Genomic DNA, 18,039 nt, shown 5'->3' on the forward strand with positions numbered 1-18,039 from the left:
AAGAAATAATTTAAAAATTTGTTGTTTTAAAATGATAATTAAACTATTTTGTTAAACAAAAGGTTTTTTAACCCAAAAAATTTACTGATAATTCTAATTGTGATTACTAAAATATAAGCTTTTTTATAGCATATAGCGATTCGCAAGTGTAAAATTAAAAAGTAACAAGTGACAATTATATTATTAATTGATAAATATTCCAGAATGATTCAACTGGATTATTATTTTTGATAGAAAAAGGGGAATAATTTAATGCAAGTATTAATTTTAACACACAATATTTTAGTAGAACGACCATTGGTTGAAAAATTACAACGTTTAAACATTGAAGTATTGAGCTCGTCAAAAATATTATCAATGTTATTAGTACAACAGGTTCCATCAGAAGTAATGGGTTATTTTGATGTTCTGATTATTAGTGAAACTGTCTCAGATCAAGAACTTTCTATGATTTTAGAAATGGTTGGGAATAAGTTTACGATTATTCGCGAAACAGACAATTTTCCACAAAATGAAGAAAAGGCTGAGTGGGAATCATTTGGTGTAGATGAATGGCTACTTGAGGAAGAATCATTAAGTGGTCTTAGAGAAAAATTAGCTGAAAAAACAAGTAAAGAATCGATTTATTCAGTGGGATTTGGTTTTAAACCGCAAGAAGAACGCAGCGATTATGAAAAACGTCCATTACCTTTATGGAACCTAACACGTTCTGAGCGTGAGATGTTAAGCACCTTGATTGCTACAAAAGATGCACCAATTAGCAGAAATGATTTAGCAATCAAAATTTGGGGTGACAGCGATTCAGCAAGTCATATGACACGGTTGTCTACGATTATTAAGCATCTACGCAACAAATTAAAAATTGATGGTGTTGAATATGATGTTATTCGAACAAATTGGGGTGAGGGCTATCAATTATCTAAAGTCTTCTTTGACCACTATGTGATCGATGATCGTATCATGGAAGAAATCAAAACAGCAAAATAAAAAACCACAGATTCGAGAAGCTGCTTCTCGAATCTTTTTTTATTATCAACTCGCCATAATGAATTTATTCCCCTAAAAAGCTCTTTCTATTTTTCAAATAAACGTTTTATTGCTACACTTAGTTTAAAGCATAAAAGGGGCGATAAAGATGGAAAAAAGAGTAATAATCATGAATTTTGATGTAGAATCAAAAGCTTATGAAGCGTTCTCGAAGGCTAAAAAATTACACATGAGCAGAGCGCTTAAAGGAGAACAAATGGCGGTCATTCATCATTCCAATGATGGAGAACACAAATTTCAAATTGAGGATTTCTTAGATTTCACTGGGAACAACAAGAGTTCAACGGGTGGTTTGATCGGTATGATGGTCGGGATCCTCGGCGGTCCTATCGGTGTTTTACTAGGCTGGTTTACAGGCGGAATGATTGGTGCCACTCGCGATGCAAAGGAAATCCGTGAAGCAAATAGCGTATTTGAATTCTTGATCGATAAGATTGGCGAAGGTGATACTGCACTGTTACTGATTGCAGAAGAGGAAGACAATCGTCCATTGAACCAATTGATCATGATGGAGCTCGGCGGTGAAATTACTCGTTTAGACTACGAAGAAGTCGAAGCCGATGTTAAAAATGCACAAGAAATGGCTAAAAATTCGGATTCTTCAAAAGAGGAATAAGAAAAATAAAAGTATAAATATTCTTAGAATTAGATTGCACTAACTGTGACTTTCTTCTAGAATGAAATTAATTTGATAGAAAGTCAGGGAAACTATGGAACTAGAATTTTTAGGAACTGGCGCAGGCGTTCCAGCAAAACATCGGAATGTCAGCAGCTTAGCATTAAAGTTATTGGATGAAAGAAATTCGATCTGGTTATTTGATTGCGGTGAAGGCACACAAATGCAGATTTTGAGAACAAATATCAAGCCTAGAAAAATCGAAAAAATTTTTATTACCCATTTACATGGAGATCATATATTTGGATTGCCGGGATTACTAAGTAGTCGTTCATTTCAAGGTGGGGAAGAACCGGTCGAGATCTATGGTCCTGCTGGTCTAGAAAATTATGTTCGGACTTCGCTTCAAGTAACAAAAACACATTTGACGTATCCACTAGAATTTATTGAACTTGAAGAAGGAGTTATTTTGAAAGATAAACAATTTACTGTTGAAGCGATGTTGTTCGATCACGGTATCGAGAGTTTTGGTTTTCGCGTTACCGAGGCGGATCATGAAGGAACGTTGCAAGTTGAAAAATTAGCAGCATTGGATATTCCAGCCGGTCCAGTCTACGGAAAATTGAAACAAGGTCAGACAGTCACGCTTAAAGATGGCCGAGTGATCAACGGCAAAGATTTCGTTGGTGAAAATAAAAAAGGACGCATCGTAACAATTTTTGGCGATACGCGTTTTACAACTAAATCAAGTAAGTTTGCTAAAGACAGTGATGTAATCGTTCATGAAAGTACCTTTAATAAAAATGAAGCAAAACTTGCTAAGGCTTATTTCCATTCAACTACCCAACAAGCAGCAACCATTGCGAAGGAAGCCCAAGCAAAACAATTGTATCTAACCCATATTTCTGCTCGTTATTTGGCAAAAGAAGCCAAAGAATTAGAGTTAGAAGCACAAGAAGTCTTTGCTGACACGATAGTTGTTAAAGACTTTGATACCTTTGAAGTTCCTTTTCCATAAATAATTATGTTCAGAGAAAGAAGGGAAACTAATGGATTTAACCGATAAAGTAGTAGTGGTGACAGGCGGTTCCGCGGGACTAGGAGAACAGATCTGTTATGAAGCTGCCAAACAAGGAGCCATCGTTGTAACTTGTGCGCGTCGAATTAATTTGATTGGACAAGTCAAAGAAAAATGTCAGGCTTTAAGTGGTAAAGAGGCACATGCCTTTCAATTAGATATTTCTGATCCTGATAATGTGGAATCAGTCCTTGAAAAAATTTCAACTGAAGTCGGATCGATCGATGTATTGGTCAACAATGCTGGTTTTGGTCTGTTCGAAGATTTTGTTGACTTTGATTTAGATATTGCTAAAAAAATGTTTGACGTCAATGTGTTAGGAATGATGTACTTTACTCAAAAAGTAGCGATTTCGATGGTCGAAAAACAAAACGGGCATATTTTCAATGTTGCCTCAATGGCTGGTAAGATGGCGACACCAAAATCGACAGTCTACTCAGCAACTAAATTTGCAGTTTTAGGCTTTTCAAATGCTTTGCGTTTAGAATTGCGTCCGGAAAATGTTTATGTCACTACAATCAATCCGGGACCAATAGCGACAGAATTTTTTGATAAAGCCGATCCAAGTGGCAGTTATTTAGACAATTTAGGCAGTATTGTATTGGATCCTCAAAAACTTGCTAAAGTTATCGTCAATAAAATGGGTAAACCAACGCGTGAAATCAATCGTCCATTGATTATGGCAGGCGCTAGTCGTTTTTACGATATGTTTCCACATCTAGGTGATTTTTTAGCAGGTGGATTATTCAATAGGAAGTAGGAAAGCAAATGAGAAAACAATGGAAAGTTTTCCTAGGTTTTATTTTAGTATTATTGATCGTAATTTTTGCACTTTCGAATAGTCAGGAAATACCTGTCAACTTTTTAGTTAAAAAGATATACTTATCCTTAGTTTTAGTGATTATTGGTTCAGCTTTGATCGGCGCAGTAGTTATTCTCCTTACTTCTGGTACAACGCTCTTTCAACAAAGAAAAGAGATTAAAGAATTAAAGGCAGCGCTTCAAGAATACGAAGTCAATAATGAACAAAAATTAGCCGATGAAAAAGCAAGATTCCAAAGAGAACAAGAAAACGAAATTGCTGTATTGAAAGCAAATTATGAGACCTTATTAAAAGAAAAAGATCAAGCACTTACAGTAAAATCAGGGGAATCAGCTGAAAATACTACAACGAATACAATGGATTATTATGATTAATAGAGAAAGACCTTGGTATAAAAACTAAGGTCTTCTTCTCTTTCTTGTAGGAATTATTTTTGCTATACTAATACGGTTGGGAAGTGATAGTGTGAAAAAATCGAACTTTGATTGGCAAGTAATCGAAACTGAAACAATCGATTCAGCCTTTAAAACAGAATTATTAAATCAAGGGTACAGTGAGACTTTTGTACGACTTTTATGGAATCGTAATATACATACATTAGAAGCTTTTTCTAATTTGATGAAAGCGGATATCGACGAGCTTCATGATCCGTTTTTGATGCATGATATGGATAAGGCAGTGGATCGTATTCAAACCGCTATTATGGAAGAACAAGAAATATTAGTCTACGGGGATTATGATGCGGATGGAATTACTAGTACTTCCATCATGTTGGAAACATTGGAAATGATCGGTGCGAATGTACATTATGTTTTACCGAATCGTTTCATTCATGGATATGGTCCCAACCAAGCGCTTTTTGCTGAAAAAATCAATGAGGGAATTCAGTTGATCATTACCGTTGATAATGGAGTGGCAGGTAATGAAGCCATTGATTATGCAAATGATCAAGGTATTGATGTGATTGTAACGGACCACCATGAAATGCCTCCCGTATTACCGAATGCTTATTGTATTATTCATCCTCGGCATCCAGAAGGAAATTATCCTTTTGGTGAGTTAGCAGGAGCAGGCGTTGCCTTTAAATTAGCTACAGCATTGTTAGAAGAAGTACCACTAGAGATGTTGGATTTGGTTACGATTGGAACTGTGGCTGACTTAGTTTCAATGACGGGAGAAAATCGTAATTTAGTTAAGTTAGGATTACAAGCAATCAAGCAAACACAACGCTTGGGCTTGTTAGAGTTATTGAAAGTAAGTGGAGTTGATCTTCAAAAAGTCGATGAGACTAGTATCGGCTTTAGTTTAGGTCCGCGTTTGAATGCGATCGGACGTTTAGGGGATCCAAATCCTGCAGTTGAATTGATGACTACTTTTGACCTAGAAATAGCTCATGAATTAGCAGAAAAATTGGATCAAATCAATAATGAACGAAAATCCATCGTACAATCAACTACCGAAGAGGCTACAGCCTTAATTAATCCTGCGGACAGTGTTCATTTGATTGCTGGTAATGGATGGAATCCTGGCGTTTTAGGAATCGTAGCAGGAAATATTGTAAAACAGACTGGACATCCGACGATTGTATTATCCGTTAATGATCAAGGTGTAGCAAAAGGTTCTGGACGAAGCATTGAAGCATTAGATCTATATGCTATGTTAAATACGATGCGTTCCGAATTTACTCATTTTGGCGGTCATGCTGCCGCAGTAGGATTGACGCTGCCGGCAGAAAATTTAGCAACGTTACAAAAGTTGATGAATGAATATATTGAAGAAAAACAAATCGATCTAGATCAAGGTCCTAAATTATTGATCGATGAACACTTGGTGCTTTCAGATATCCAATTAAAGTTTGTCGATGAGTTAAAAGCTTTAGCACCATTCGGTACAGATAATCCTGCACCACACTTTTTAGTCAATGGAAATGTGAATTTTTGTAAACGAATCGGCGGAGATCAGCAACATGTTAAATTTTCATTGAAAGATGAATCGGGACAACTCGATGCGATAGGTTTTGGTTTTGGCGATGTTGCAGAAGAGTTGCAACAACCAGAAACACAATTTGTTGGTGATTTAGAAATCAATGAATGGAATGGACAAAAGAAAGTCCAATTGCGTTTGATCGATTTTGCTTCAGCTGGACTACAGATTATTGATCGTCGCGCAAAATATACATGGCAACAAAAAATAGAAAATGGACGCACTTTGTACTTAGCGTTTAAAACGGCGAATCAAAAATTTTTTATGAATGAATTACGAGAGACAATAACTCTATACGATGCAACACTTGATTGGCAAGGATACGACCAATTGATCGTATTGGACTGTCCCAATCAAAAGGAATTATTAAAAGAAATAATTTCTAATGGTAATTTCGATCGTGTCTATCTTTATTTATATAGTTCGGATGAAGCATACTTGAATGGATTGCCTAGCAGAGAGCAATTTGTAAGGCTTTATCAATTTTTCCATAAGCAAACGAGGGTAGATATCCGTTATAAGTTAAAAATTGTTTCAAATTACTTAAGAATTCCAGAAAAATTATTAGTATTCATGATTCACGTGTTTTCTGAGCTAAAATTTGTTACAATAGACGACGGCGTTTTAAAAATGGTCGCATCCCCACAAGCTCGGGCTTTTGATGAGAGCGAAATTTATCAAAAACGTGTGATGCAAATAGATAGTGAAGAATTTTTGTTGATGAATGATATTCAAACTATTAGAAATTGGCTGAAAAGCTAGGAGGAAACAACCGAAATGAATTTGAAAGATTATATTGCCAGTATCCCAGATTATCCAAAAGAAGGGATCGTCTTCCGTGATATCTCACCGCTAATGGCAGATGGTGAAGCCTACCGTGAAGCGACAAGACAAATCGTAAATTATGCAAAAGAAAAACAAATCGATATGGTCGTTGGACCAGAAGCACGCGGATTTATCGTTGGCTGTCCAGTAGCATTTGAGTTGGGCTTAGGCTTTGCTCCAGTTCGTAAACCAGGAAAATTACCTCGCGAAGTAATTGAAGTCGAATATGAAAAAGAATATGGTACAGATACATTAACGATTCATCGCGATGCAATCAAACCAGGTCAACGCGTATTGATCACAGATGACTTATTAGCAACTGGTGGAACAATTAAAGCGACGATTGAACTTGTAGAACAACTTGGCGGTGTTGTTGTTGGTTGTGCCTTCTTGATTGAATTAGAAGAACTTCATGGTCGAGATAAAATCCAAGGATATGACATCTTGACTTTGATGGATTATTAATAAAAAAAGAAGCCGATTTGGCTTCTTTTTTTATTTTGCTTACATTTTTTATATCAAGCTGATTTATGGTATTGGTGGTCATAAGTGACGTAATAAAAATCCTCAGCAGGTTCTTTATAATACTGTTCATCTTCTTCAGTTTCTTCATATTGATGTTCTGCATAGTGTTGAGCATAAGTACGTTCATCCCACAACATAAACCATACCAGAAACAAACCAGAAAAAATGACGATCGTAGCCAAAGACCCCAACTTACCAATCAATAAACCAAGCAACAAAACTGCGATAACTAAACCAAATCTTCTTACTGTTTTCATCAATAATCACTCCTAATAAAATACGAACATGTGTTTGTATTTTTATTATACGAATGTTTGTTCGATTTGTAAAGTAAAAAAATTAATCGGAAGAGACTCCCGATTAATAAATATGGTTTCGATATAGACCGACAACTTTTCCTAGGATAGAAACATTATCTAAAATAATTGGACTCAATTCATCATTTTCCGGTTGTAGGCGAATATGATCTGCTTCGCGATAAAATCTTTTACAAGTTGCTTCATTTTCATCTGTCATGGCAATAACGATCTCACCATTTGTTGCGGCAGATTGTTTTCGTACAATGACATGGTCGCCATCATAAATACCAGCATTGATCATACTTTCTCCGCGAATTGTCAGCATGAATAAACTACCTTCTTCACTAGATAAATCTGGAGGAACTGGGAAAAAGTCAGAAGCTTCTTCAACTGCAAGAATAGGTTCGCCGGCAGTTACAACTCCAAGCATAGGAATAACTTGTGGTGCTGCACCAATTTTTTCTAAACCAGTAATAGTTAACTCAATGGCTCGTGGCTTTGTTGGGTCACGTAAAATCCAGCCTTTTTTTTCTAATCGTGAGAGATGTCCATGGACTGTAGAGGTAGAAGATAAATTTACAGCCTCTCCAATTTCTCTAACAGTGGGTGGGTACCCTTTATCTTCAACGCGTTCATGAATAAAACGCAAAACTTCTAATTGTTTTGTTTCCGTTCTTTTTGCCAATGCCCGCACCTTCTTTCGTTTTTTTTAGTGTAGCATACAAAAGCGAACAAATCAAACAAGCGTTCGTATTCATTTATACTTTTAAGTTAGCATTTTTTATGTATAATTAGTAAGGAGAAAGAGGTGTTCAAGATGATTAATGATGAAACGATTGCACGTATCAATGAATTAGCGAAAAAAAAGAAAGCTGAAGGTTTAACAGATGCTGAAGCGAAAGAACAAAAGATCTTGCGCGAAGAATATATCGCGTCATTTCGAAGCGGCATGCGCCATCATATCGAAGGAATGAAAGTAGTTGACCCAGAAGGGAACGACGTCACTCCTGAGAAATTAAAAGAAATCCAAAAGCAAAAAGGATTACATAATAGAAAATAGATCTTTTAGTATTTTGTGATTGTAATGTCAAAATAAATCGGTTACAATAAATCTGTATTTAAAGTATTTATGACCAAAAAGGGGGAACTATTTTGTTCGACAAAATCGATCAATTAGGTGTAAACACAATTAGAACATTAAGTATTGAAGCAATCCAAAAAGCAAACTCTGGCCATCCCGGCTTACCCATGGGAGCAGCACCGATGGCTTACGCTTTGTGGACAAAACATTTGAATGTGAATCCAGCGACTTCATTAAACTGGCCAAACCGTGATCGTTTTATTTTATCTGCAGGTCATGGATCAGCAATGCTTTACAGCTTATTACATCTTTCAGGTTACCAAGTAACGATTGATGATTTGAAAAATTTCCGTCAATGGGAAAGTAAAACACCAGGACATCCTGAGTACCATCATACAGATGGGGTCGAAGCAACTTCAGGTCCTTTAGGTCAAGGAATTTCAACATCTGTTGGGATGGCAATGGCTGAAGCTCATTTAGCTGCTACGTACAATCGTGATGATTTCAAAGTAATCGATCATTACACTTATGCACTATGTGGCGATGGCGATTTAATGGAAGGTGTCTCTGCCGAAGCAAGTTCAATGGCAGGACATATGAAACTTGGAAAATTAATCGTGTTATACGATTCAAATGATATTTCTTTAGATGGACCAACTTCAAAAGCATTCACTGAAAATGTCGGTGCTCGTTATGAAGCCTATGGTTGGCAACATATTCTAGTTAAAGATGGCAATGATTTAGAAGCAATTTCTAAAGCAATCGAAGAAGCAAAAGCTGAAACAGATAAACCAACATTGATCGAAGTAAAAACTGTAATTGGTTATGGTTCTCCTAAACAAGGAACCTCAGCTGTTCACGGCGCACCAATTGGAGCTGATGGTATTTCTGCAGCGAAAGCAATCTATGGCTGGGAATATCCGGATTTCACAGTTCCTGAAGAAGTGGCTGCTCGCTTTAAAGAAGCAATCAACGATAAAGGTGCTAAAGAAGAATCAAATTGGGATACGTTATTTGCTGAATATGAAAAAGCTTATCCTAAATTGGCAAAACAATTCAAACAAGCCTTTGCTGGCGAACTTCCAGAAAATTGGGAAGAATCATTGCCAGTTTATGAAGAAGGATCTTCACAAGCAAGTCGTGTATCAAGTAAAGATGCGATTCAAGCTTTATCAAAAGCAATCCCCAACATTTGGGGCGGATCAGCTGATTTATCAGGTTCAAACAACACAACAATGACGGATGATAAAGAATTCCAACCTGAATCATACGAAGGTCGTAACATCTGGTTTGGTGTACGTGAATTTGCGATGGCTAGTGCAATGAATGGAATTCATTTACATGGCGGAACACGTATTTATGGCGGAACATTCTTCGTATTTACGGACTATCTACGTCCTGCAGTTCGTATGTCAGCTATCCAAGGATTACCAGTTATCTATGTGTTGACACATGATTCTGTAGCAGTAGGAGAAGATGGACCAACTCATGAACCAATCGAACAATTAGCAAGTGTTCGCTGCATGCCTAATGTTCAAGTTATTCGTCCAGCTGATGGCAACGAAACTTCTGCTGCTTGGGCGCAAGCACTAAAAACAACAAACAAACCAACTATTTTGGTATTAAGTCGTCAAAACTTACCTGTGTTACCAAATAGTAAAGATTTAGCTAAAGAAGGTGTAACTAAAGGTGGTTATGTTATCTCTAAAGCAGAATCTGACACACCAGAAGGTATTTTGATCGCTACTGGTTCTGAAGTTAATCTTGCAGTTCAAGCACAACAAGAATTGAAAGCCCAAGGAAAAGATGTTTCTGTAGTATCTATTCCAAGCTTTGATTTATTTGAATCTCAAGATGAAGCCTATAAAGAATCTGTTTTACCAAAAGCCATCAAAAAACGTGTAGCGATCGAAGCCGCTTCACCATTCGGTTGGGAACGTTATATTGGTACAGAAGGTAAAATGATTGGAATCGATCATTTTGGAGCATCAGCACCTGGTGATTACATTCTAGAACAATTTGGCTTTACTGTAGAAAATGTTGTGAATACATTTAACGAAATATAGACTGACAAAAAAAGACTGAGAAAAAATTTCTCAGTCTTTTTTTATGTGCTTTTTCTATATAAACAATACCTCTATAGAAAAAATTAACATTTAGCAGTTAAAAAAATAGTTAAAATGGACTAATAAAAAATATAGTCCATTGATATCGTTGAATACAATAACTTTTTTACAATATTTTATTTACATAAAAAAATTATCTATTACAAAATTAGATTCGCGCTTTCAATTTTTCCGTTTTCAAAATAAAACTTATCCTTTGTGAGCAAAATAATTTATACAGGTGATAAAATCTGTTACACTATCCTTGTGCAAAATATTGCAAACACAAATCATGATAAATGAAAGAGGGACGAAAATGAAAGTAGTAGTAGTAGGATGTACCCATGCCGGCACCGCAGCCGTTAAAAATATATTAGCAAACCACCCAGATGCAGAAGTGACGGTGTTTGAACGCAATGACAACATTTCTTTCTTATCTTGTGGAATCGCTTTATATGTAGGAGGAGTAGTTAAAGACCCCGCTGGATTATTCTATTCAAACCCCGAAGAATTAACTTCATTAGGCGCATCAGTGAACATGGAACATGATGTGACTAATATTGATACAGATAATAAAAAAGTAACGGCTAAGGATTTGAAGACCAATGAAGAAAAAGTGATCGATTATGATAAATTAGTCGTAACAACTGGCTCTTGGCCTATTATCCCGCCAATTAAAGGAATCCAATCAAAAAACGTTTTATTATGTAAAAACTACAACCAAGCCAACCAAATCATCGAAAAAGCAAAAGATGCTAAAAAAGTTGTCGTAGTTGGCGGCGGCTATATCGGAATCGAATTAGTCGAAGCGTTTGCTGAGAGTGGGAAAGAAGTAACATTGATTGATGGATTATCACGTATTTTGAATAAATACCTGGATCAACCATTTACAGACTTGTTAGAAAAAGAATTAGTTGATCGTGGTGTTACGCTGGCTTTAGGTGAAAACGTGAATGAGTTTGTAGCGGATGAAACTGGGGCTGTTACAAAAGTTGTGACGCCAAGTAATGAGTTTGACGCAGACATGGTTATTCTATGTGTTGGTTTCCGTCCAAATACTGATTTATTAAAAGATAAAGTTGAAATGTTACCAAGTGGTGCAATCAAAGTAAATGAATATATGCAATCGAGCAACCCAGATATTTTCTCAGCGGGTGATTCGACAGTCGTTCATTACAATCCAACTGGCCAACATCAATACATTCCATTAGCAACCAATGCTGTTCGCCAAGGAATGTTAGTCGGTAAAAACTTAGTTGAGCAAAAAGTAAAATATCGTGGTACGCAAGGAACTTCTGGTCTGTATTTATTTGGTTGGACGATTGGATCAACCGGTTTAACGAAAGAAAGTGCAGCATTGAACGGAATCGATGTCAATGTAACAGTCATTGAAGATAATTATCGTCCAGAATTTATGCCGACAACAGAAAAAGTACTGATGGAAATCGTTTCTGAAAAAGGGACAAATAAAATTTTAGGTGCGCAATTCCTATCTAAATATGATATTACTCAATCAGCGAATACATTATCTGTAGCGATCCAAAATAATATGACGTTAGAAGATTTAGCATTACAAGATTTCTTCTTCCAACCACATTTTGATCGTCCTTGGAACTACTTGAATATCTTAGCTCAAGCGGCTTTAGAAGAAGCTGAATAGAAAAAATGGGAAGCTAAGCTTCCCATTTTTTATTTTAGCAGCCGTTTTTCTAAGTGTTGGACTTCCTATTTTTTTAGTGTAAACTAAAAAAGTGAACGGAGGATTTTAAATGATTTCATTACAAGATTATTTAGCTGGAGGAGAAACAACGATTTCAAATCTGCTATTACAAAATTATACAGCTATCGGCCTGTCTACTAATGAGTTTATGTTGTGGTTGCAACTATATTCTGCTCATCAGGCTGGAGAGGATTTTCCTAATTTAACAGTGATAGCTCAGAATATGGGGCATTCGACAGAAAATATTTATAAAGGTCTGAACAGTTTAGTTGAAAAAGGGTTTATTCAATTACAAACGGCGCAAGATGAACAAGGTCGTCAAAGTGATCATTATGATTGTATGCCTGCCTTTGAAAAATTAGCTTTATTAAAAGAGCGACAACGCTTCCAAATAGAGGGAGAAAATGATCTAGCCGCTCAAAAACGGATGTTGCGCTCTTTTGAGCAAGAGTTTGGCCGGCCACTATCACCGATTGAGTATCAAAAAATCAGCTATTGGGTAGATGAGGATCATTATTCTCCAGAGTTGATTCAATTAGCGCTGCAAGAAGCTGTTTTAAACCAAGCCTATAATTTTAAGTATATTGAAACAGTCTTACAAAGTTGGGAAAAGAAAAATATTCGGTCAAAAGCTCAAGTTGAAGAAGAACAACGTCGACGTAAAAAAGTGTTGTTGCAAAAAGAAGAACAGCAACAAACCGAAGAGTTGCCCAAAGTTTCTTTGTATAATTGGCTAGAAAGGAAAGACCCGGATGCTTAGCAAAGAAAAGACAATGGAAGCGATGGAGCGGATGTATCAAATGTTTCCTGATGCTGTTGGAGAACTACATTCAAAGTCGCCATTTCAATTATTGATCGCAGTGATTTTGAGTGCCCAAGCAACCGATGTTTCTGTCAATAAAGCAACTCCTGCATTATTCGCAGCGTATTCGACACCGGAAGCATTGGCACAGGCACCCATGGAAGATGTTATTGCTAAGATCAAAACTATTGGCTTGTATCGCAATAAAGCTAAAAACATTAAAGCTTGTGCACAAATGCTTTTAGATGATTTTGGTGGAATCGTTCCTGAATCTCGCGAGGAGTTGATCAAGTTACCTGGCGTTGGACGTAAGACTGCAAATGTAGTGTTAGGTGATGCGTTTGGAGTACCGGCAATTGCTGTTGATACCCATGTGGAACGAGTAACAAAACGACTACGTATTTGTAAATTAAGTGCTTCTGTAACGGAAGTCGAGTCAACACTTATGCGAAAAATTCCAAAAGAACTGTGGGTAAAAAGTCACCACACACTGATTTTTTTTGGTCGTTATCATTGTACTGCACGTGCACCTAAATGCACTATTTGCCCGCTACTTGATATGTGCCAAGAAGGAAAAGACCGTTTAAAAGCCGTTCGAAAGTAATTTCGAACGGCTTTTTCTAATCGCTATTATTTGATTGACCTTGAGCTGGCATCGGTGTCTCTTCAGCAGAAGAAGAAGGTGTTGAAGGCGTCGGTGTCTCTTCAGCAGAAGAAGAAGGTGTTGTGACTGCCGGTGTTTCTTCGACAGCAGAAGAGGAGCTAGGAACAACTTCGCTGCTACTTGAAGGAACTGTTTCTGATTCTGAAATACTTGGTGTAGTAATTTCTTGATCAGTTATTGAATTGCTAGATTGACTGTAAGAATTATAATTATTATAGTATGAGCTTTGACTAGAATAATTAGATTGGCTTGGAACTGATGAAGCCCCTTTAACATATAGCTCATTTCCGATTCTTAACACATCGCTAGGCATCGTCCAATCCGCATTAGAAACATTTTGCGAGACATAACTCATCAATTCACGATAAACATCACTGGCAATCATATTGGATTGTGAGGTGATTGGTTCCATCCGATCATCATATCCCGTCCAAACAGATAATGAATAATGAGGAGTATATCCGGTAAACATCACATCAGGCGATACAGAATCATATTGTTGGATTTTCGCCAACTCATCATCAGTATAGTTAGAAGTTCCGGTCTTTCCAGCTTGAAACAGATTAGCAATTTGTGCATTTGTTCCTGTACCTTTTGAAATCACATCTTTTAACACATCTGTGATCATGTACGCTGTATAAGGTTCCATTGCTTTGGTTCCTTTACTTTCAAATGTTTGTTCTGATCCATCTTGATATTTGATTTTATTGATATATAGAGGTTCGTTATAAGTACCGCCATTAGCAAATGCAGCATAAGCGGCCGCCATTTTTTCAGTAGAGATCCCGTATTTGGAACCATCTTGTGTCTCAGTGTTACTGGAAATTGCATTAGCTTGCTGGATATCTTTATATTCGATTCCTAATTTATTTAAAAATTTAGTTACATTATCGACACCGACTTCATTGAATAATTTCACCGCAGGGACATTTCTTGAGTCATAAAGTGCTTGACGTAATGTAATATTTCCTTGGTAACTATTATCCCAGTTTTTGACAGGGGTTGATGTACCTTCATAATTATAAGCACTATCACTGATTCGGGTACCTGTTGATTTTTGTAAGTACTCAAATGCGGGTCCATAGTCTGTGACTGGCTTAACGGTTGAACCGAAATCACGATTAGTCGTAACAGCACGGTTCAAACCTAAATAAACATCATCCGCAATATTTCTTCCGCCGATTTGCGCATTTACTTGCCCGGTTTCGCTATCAACTAGTGTTGCGGCAACTTGTAGATTTTCGTCAGGATATTGAACATACTCATCACTGTTCACAATTTTATATAATTGTTCTTGAGCACTCATATCTAGGTTCGTGTAAATATCTAAACCATCGGTATAAACATTTTTTCCAGTTTTTGATTCTACTTGCGCAATAACTTCTTTCACATAATTATCTGTGACTTTTCGTTCTTGGTTATCTGTTTCTAACGGCTGTAATCCTTCGTCAATTGGTTCTTTGATTGCTTGGTCATATTCTTCTTGGGAGATCTTTTTGTTCGTCAGCATAGTATAAAGTACAGTATCTCTGCGATCCTTTGCGGCTTTTGGATGTTGATAAGGATCGTATGAATTTGGTGCTTGGGGCATTCCGGCAAGCAGAGCAGTCTGAGCAATACTTAAATGTTGTAATTCTTTGCCAAAATACGTTTCAGCCGCCGTTTCCATTCCGTAAAGACCATTGGCCATATAGACTTTGTTGATATAATAAGTCAAAATCTCTTGTTTTGAGTATTTTTTTTCTAATTTAATTGCCAGCCAAGCTTCTTGTGCTTTTCGCTTGATTGTTTGGTCGGAAGACTTCGTTGAGAAAAAGGATAGTTTGACTAATTGTTGCGTAAGGGTACTTCCACCTTGTAACCCACCTTTATTAGTAATGTTATGAACTAATGACCCAGCGATTCGTACCGGATCCACACCATTATGTTTAAAGAAGCGCCGGTCTTCAACAGAAACGATCGCATCATCTAATTCTTGAGGAATCTTATCTGATTCGACTTTTTCTCTTTTTTCAGCACCTAAGTCTTCAAAAATATTCCCATCTTTATCGTAAAGTTTAGAAGATTGAGTTGCTCCAAGTTTTGCTTCACTTAATTTAGGTGCATCTTTAGCATAGAGGAAGAAAAGTCCCATGCCGGCAATGAGGATGACACAGAGCAAACCAACGAAGCCAACGGCTATTTTCAGCCCTAAAGAGCCGCCTTTTTTATTTTTTGCTTTCATTTTTTTACCTGGAGTGGTTCGCCTATTTTTTTGCGAACGAGAGGTATTAGACATTTGTTTGACTCCTTTTTTCAAGATATTTTTCAACCGCAATCAAATAGGGGATACGCGGTGCAATTTGTGGAACAATTTCGATGGCTTCATTTTCAATGATGGATAAAGGAATCGATTTTCTACCATTTTCTTGTTCGTTCCAATAGTTTATCAGGTTTTCTGCTGAAAGGAAAAAGCAACGATTTAGACTTGAAAACCACAATAAAACAAAGCAAATCGCTTGTTGATTCACACATTTCTGCATATGGGTAATCTGGTGTTGATGGAAGTTCTTTAAAGGAAAAGAAGTTTTATTTTTAGTTTCCTTTGCTTCAAAATCTAAGTGATAGCCGCAATAGACGCCGTTATAATCTGTTGTTGAAGGTTGTCTGAAATAAGCTTCCTTAACAACAGCCGCACTTCTCTTAGGATAATCGACCTTGACGATTTGAAGTGGTGTTGGCTTTTTATGAACAACTGCTTTATCATGAGTTAAGTAGTACTCGTTACTCTGATTGATCGCCTCTTCAAAGTGCATCCCACGATTAGCAAATGTGGTTTCTTTTTGGAGAGCACGTCGAGTTGAATTTTTTTGGGGAAATGATTGCCCATTAGGATAATGAAAGGCCATTTTTTATCACACTCCTATCCAATATTATATCAAATTTTGTCCAAGATATTTTATTTTTAAGCGAAAGTAAGGAAAAAACAATGAAAGAAATAATAAAACGTTTGTATGTAACAGGTTATCAAAGCTATGAATTAGGAATTTTTAGCGAAAATGATCCACGCGTTCAAGTAATTAAGAATATTTTAAAAAGAGAATTAATTAATTTAATTGAAAATGGGTTGGAGTGGGTCATGATCAGCGGGAATCTAGGAACAGAAATGTGGGCTGGTCAAATTATTAAAGAATTAAAAGTGGACTATCCAGAAATTTCATTGGCAGTCATTCTTCCGTTTAAAGAATTTGGTAGTAATTGGAAAGAACCAAATCAATTGTTATTAAGCGAATTAGTTCAAATAGCTGATTTTGTTGATTCAGTTAGCCATCAAACGTATCAAAACCCGCTTCAATTTAAAAATCATATCAATTTTTTATTGCAGCACACTGATGGGGCGTTAGTAGTCTATGATTCAGAATACCCAGGCAAGAGTAAATTTTTTTTAGCAGATGTAGAACGTTTTCAAGCTAAAAATTCTTATGATTTGTTTACAATTACCATGGATGACTTAGAAAATTACTCAGACTTTGGTGATAGTGTTTGATTTCCTCAGGTATATCGGCTAGAATGTATAAGAAAGCAAATTAAGTTAAGAGCTAATGAGGTGGAAAAATGGCGAATTTAATCTATACTCCGAATGTTATCTTGGAGCAAGAGTTTAAAACAAAAATGCGCGGTTACGATCCAATCGAAGTCGATGAATTTTTGGATAACGTAATCAAAGATTATGAGGCCTATAACAAAGATTTATTAATGTTAAAAGAAGAAAATGATCGTTTGAAAGCAAAAGTTGAACAATTATCAAAAGCTCAACCAGCTCCTTCACGCGTGAAAGAAGCTGCGCCTAAAAGTTCTGCAGTGACAAACTTTGACATTTTAAAACGCCTTTCAAATCTTGAAAGAGAAGTATTTGGAAAGAAACTTGATCAACAAGCCAACAACCAAACAGCTTCAGCTGATTTAAGTCAAAATTATACACAAGACGAAAGTGATATTGAAAAAACTCGTCAATTTTAAAACAAAAAATGAATGATGCAATTTTTGGGTGATCGCGGTTTGTTTTACGCAAGCTGAGGAAAGTCCATGCTCGCACAGGCTGAGATGTCTGTAGTGTTCGTGCTTAGCGAAAAAATAAGCTAAGGTACTTCTTAGGAAGTAACGGCAGAAAAAAAGGCTAAGGAGTAATCTATGCCTGAGTATTCTTGAAAGTGCCACAGTGACGAAGCATTTCGAGAAATCGGAATGGTGGAACGCGGTAAACCCCTCGAGCGAGCAACCCAAACTATGGTAGGGGCGCTTTTTCTAAGGAAATGAACGATGAAAGAGACGGCAGTAATGTCGGAGATAGATGATTACCACGACGGTCACACTTCCCTGAGTTGATCGCCGTACAAAACATGGCTTACAGAAAATTGCTGCAATTCAGGGTGTACCTTCCAACTTTGTTGTGAAGGTTTTTTTATTGAAATAAGGAAGATCGAGCTAATGT

18 protein-coding genes and 1 other RNA gene are annotated in these 18,039 nt (G+C 36.7%); 15 read left to right on the top strand and 4 right to left on the bottom strand.

Annotated features, from left to right (window positions below; genetic code table 11):
• The first annotated feature begins 252 nt into the window (after positions 1-252).
• The 7 genes from ACQKTA_RS02730 (at position 253) to ACQKTA_RS02760 (ending at position 6,837) form a co-directional block, all read left to right on the top strand.
• The gene (locus ACQKTA_RS02730) at positions 253-987 is read left to right on the top strand and encodes a winged helix-turn-helix domain-containing protein (RefSeq protein ID WP_427814096.1); all 735 of its coding nucleotides are present in this window, start codon (positions 253-255) and stop codon (positions 985-987) included.
• 148 nt (positions 988-1,135) lie between these two features.
• Positions 1,136-1,663 (top strand): DUF1269 domain-containing protein, encoded by a 528-nt coding sequence (locus tag ACQKTA_RS02735; RefSeq protein ID WP_332653328.1) that lies wholly within the window; start codon positions 1,136-1,138, stop codon positions 1,661-1,663.
• 94 nt (positions 1,664-1,757) lie between these two features.
• Positions 1,758-2,681, top strand: coding sequence for a ribonuclease Z (gene rnz / locus ACQKTA_RS02740; RefSeq protein WP_427814097.1), 924 nt, complete (start codon positions 1,758-1,760; stop codon positions 2,679-2,681).
• A gap of 31 nt (positions 2,682-2,712) precedes the next feature.
• On the top strand, positions 2,713-3,501 hold the full coding sequence (locus ACQKTA_RS02745) for an SDR family NAD(P)-dependent oxidoreductase (protein ID WP_407855793.1): 789 nt from the start codon (positions 2,713-2,715) through the stop codon (positions 3,499-3,501).
• A gap of 8 nt (positions 3,502-3,509) precedes the next feature.
• Complete coding sequence (locus ACQKTA_RS02750; RefSeq protein ID WP_427814098.1) at positions 3,510-3,938, top strand: LapA family protein; 429 nt, start codon at positions 3,510-3,512, stop codon at positions 3,936-3,938.
• A gap of 91 nt (positions 3,939-4,029) precedes the next feature.
• Entirely contained in the window at positions 4,030-6,309 is a 2,280-nt protein-coding gene (gene recJ, locus ACQKTA_RS02755) for a single-stranded-DNA-specific exonuclease RecJ (protein ID WP_427814099.1), read from the top strand.
• 15 nt (positions 6,310-6,324) lie between these two features.
• Positions 6,325-6,837: an adenine phosphoribosyltransferase gene (locus ACQKTA_RS02760; RefSeq protein ID WP_332580480.1), complete on the top strand. Its 513-nt coding sequence runs from the start codon at positions 6,325-6,327 to the stop codon at positions 6,835-6,837.
• 53 nt (positions 6,838-6,890) lie between these two features.
• Here the strand turns inward: ACQKTA_RS02760 and ACQKTA_RS02765 are convergent, their stop codons facing one another.
• On the bottom strand, positions 6,891-7,154 hold the full coding sequence (locus ACQKTA_RS02765) for a hypothetical protein (RefSeq protein ID WP_332580479.1): 264 nt from the start codon (positions 7,152-7,154) through the stop codon (positions 6,891-6,893).
• Positions 7,155-7,257: 103 nt separating this feature from the next.
• Positions 7,258-7,881 carry a transcriptional repressor LexA gene (gene lexA / locus ACQKTA_RS02770; RefSeq protein ID WP_332580478.1) on the bottom strand — a complete coding sequence of 208 codons (624 nt, stop codon included), beginning with the start codon at positions 7,879-7,881 and terminating at the stop codon, positions 7,258-7,260.
• Between the two features lie 132 nt (positions 7,882-8,013).
• On the opposite strand from lexA, the gene ACQKTA_RS02775 reads away from it, so the two are divergent.
• From ACQKTA_RS02775 to nth, 5 genes are all read left to right on the top strand, one after another.
• Positions 8,014-8,256 (top strand): DUF896 family protein, encoded by a 243-nt coding sequence (locus tag ACQKTA_RS02775; RefSeq protein WP_427814500.1) that lies wholly within the window; start codon positions 8,014-8,016, stop codon positions 8,254-8,256.
• 92 nt (positions 8,257-8,348) lie between these two features.
• Positions 8,349-10,343 carry a transketolase gene (gene tkt, locus ACQKTA_RS02780; RefSeq protein ID WP_427814100.1) on the top strand — a complete coding sequence of 665 codons (1,995 nt, stop codon included), beginning with the start codon at positions 8,349-8,351 and terminating at the stop codon, positions 10,341-10,343.
• Between the two features lie 355 nt (positions 10,344-10,698).
• Positions 10,699-12,042, top strand: coding sequence for an FAD-dependent oxidoreductase (locus tag ACQKTA_RS02785; RefSeq protein WP_427814101.1), 1,344 nt, complete (start codon positions 10,699-10,701; stop codon positions 12,040-12,042).
• A 109-nt stretch (positions 12,043-12,151) separates the two neighbouring features.
• Positions 12,152-12,862 carry a DnaD domain protein gene (locus tag ACQKTA_RS02790; RefSeq protein WP_427814102.1) on the top strand — a complete coding sequence of 237 codons (711 nt, stop codon included), beginning with the start codon at positions 12,152-12,154 and terminating at the stop codon, positions 12,860-12,862.
• A complete protein-coding gene (gene nth, locus ACQKTA_RS02795) occupies positions 12,855-13,508 on the top strand; it encodes an endonuclease III (protein WP_427814103.1) in 654 nt (217 codons plus the stop codon). The genes ACQKTA_RS02790 and nth overlap by 8 nt, the downstream gene beginning before the upstream one ends.
• 16 nt (positions 13,509-13,524) lie before the next feature.
• Here the strand turns inward: nth and ACQKTA_RS02800 are convergent, their stop codons facing one another.
• Entirely contained in the window at positions 13,525-15,846 is a 2,322-nt protein-coding gene (locus tag ACQKTA_RS02800; RefSeq protein WP_427814104.1) for a PBP1A family penicillin-binding protein, read from the bottom strand.
• Positions 15,839-16,456: a Holliday junction resolvase RecU gene (gene recU / locus ACQKTA_RS02805; RefSeq protein WP_427814105.1), complete on the bottom strand. Its 618-nt coding sequence runs from the start codon at positions 16,454-16,456 to the stop codon at positions 15,839-15,841. Before recU ends, ACQKTA_RS02800 begins: the two co-directional genes overlap by 8 nt.
• Before the next feature lie 80 nt (positions 16,457-16,536).
• On the opposite strand from recU, the gene ACQKTA_RS02810 reads away from it, so the two are divergent.
• The 3 genes from ACQKTA_RS02810 (at position 16,537) to rnpB (ending at position 17,960) form a co-directional block, all read left to right on the top strand.
• A complete protein-coding gene (locus ACQKTA_RS02810; RefSeq protein ID WP_332580470.1) occupies positions 16,537-17,094 on the top strand; it encodes a DUF1273 domain-containing protein in 558 nt (185 codons plus the stop codon).
• Between the two features lie 68 nt (positions 17,095-17,162).
• Positions 17,163-17,567 (top strand): cell division regulator GpsB, encoded by a 405-nt coding sequence (gene gpsB, locus ACQKTA_RS02815; protein ID WP_332580469.1) that lies wholly within the window; start codon positions 17,163-17,165, stop codon positions 17,565-17,567.
• Between the two features lie 20 nt (positions 17,568-17,587).
• Positions 17,588-17,960, top strand: an RNA gene (gene rnpB / locus ACQKTA_RS02820) — RNase P RNA component class B.
• The last annotated feature ends 79 nt before the right edge of the window (positions 17,961-18,039 follow it).

The organism is Enterococcus sp. 22-H-5-01 (genome assembly GCF_050310005.1).
GTDB classification, from domain to species: domain Bacteria; phylum Bacillota; class Bacilli; order Lactobacillales; family Enterococcaceae; genus Enterococcus_A; species Enterococcus_A hailinensis.

What these genes read in the sequence shown, in the direction of transcription:
- ACQKTA_RS02730 (WP_427814096.1), top strand. Translation starts at nt 253, where the DNA reads ATGCAAGTATTAATTTTAACACACAATATTTTAGTAGAACGACCATTG.
- ACQKTA_RS02735 (WP_332653328.1), top strand. Translation starts at nt 1,136, where the DNA reads ATGGAAAAAAGAGTAATAATCATGAATTTTGATGTAGAATCAAAAGCT.
- rnz (WP_427814097.1), top strand. Translation starts at nt 1,758, where the DNA reads ATGGAACTAGAATTTTTAGGAACTGGCGCAGGCGTTCCAGCAAAACAT.
- ACQKTA_RS02745 (WP_407855793.1), top strand. Translation starts at nt 2,713, where the DNA reads ATGGATTTAACCGATAAAGTAGTAGTGGTGACAGGCGGTTCCGCGGGA.
- ACQKTA_RS02750 (WP_427814098.1), top strand. Translation starts at nt 3,510, where the DNA reads ATGAGAAAACAATGGAAAGTTTTCCTAGGTTTTATTTTAGTATTATTG.
- ACQKTA_RS02760 (WP_332580480.1), top strand. Translation starts at nt 6,325, where the DNA reads ATGAATTTGAAAGATTATATTGCCAGTATCCCAGATTATCCAAAAGAA.
- ACQKTA_RS02765 (WP_332580479.1), bottom strand. Translation starts at nt 7,154, where the DNA reads ATGAAAACAGTAAGAAGATTTGGTTTAGTTATCGCAGTTTTGTTGCTT.
- ACQKTA_RS02775 (WP_427814500.1), top strand. Translation starts at nt 8,014, where the DNA reads ATGATTAATGATGAAACGATTGCACGTATCAATGAATTAGCGAAAAAA.
- ACQKTA_RS02785 (WP_427814101.1), top strand. Translation starts at nt 10,699, where the DNA reads ATGAAAGTAGTAGTAGTAGGATGTACCCATGCCGGCACCGCAGCCGTT.
- ACQKTA_RS02790 (WP_427814102.1), top strand. Translation starts at nt 12,152, where the DNA reads ATGATTTCATTACAAGATTATTTAGCTGGAGGAGAAACAACGATTTCA.
- nth (WP_427814103.1), top strand. Translation starts at nt 12,855, where the DNA reads ATGCTTAGCAAAGAAAAGACAATGGAAGCGATGGAGCGGATGTATCAA.
- ACQKTA_RS02800 (WP_427814104.1), bottom strand. Translation starts at nt 15,846, where the DNA reads ATGTCTAATACCTCTCGTTCGCAAAAAAATAGGCGAACCACTCCAGGT.
- recU (WP_427814105.1), bottom strand. Translation starts at nt 16,456, where the DNA reads ATGGCCTTTCATTATCCTAATGGGCAATCATTTCCCCAAAAAAATTCA.
- ACQKTA_RS02810 (WP_332580470.1), top strand. Translation starts at nt 16,537, where the DNA reads ATGAAAGAAATAATAAAACGTTTGTATGTAACAGGTTATCAAAGCTAT.
- gpsB (WP_332580469.1), top strand. Translation starts at nt 17,163, where the DNA reads ATGGCGAATTTAATCTATACTCCGAATGTTATCTTGGAGCAAGAGTTT.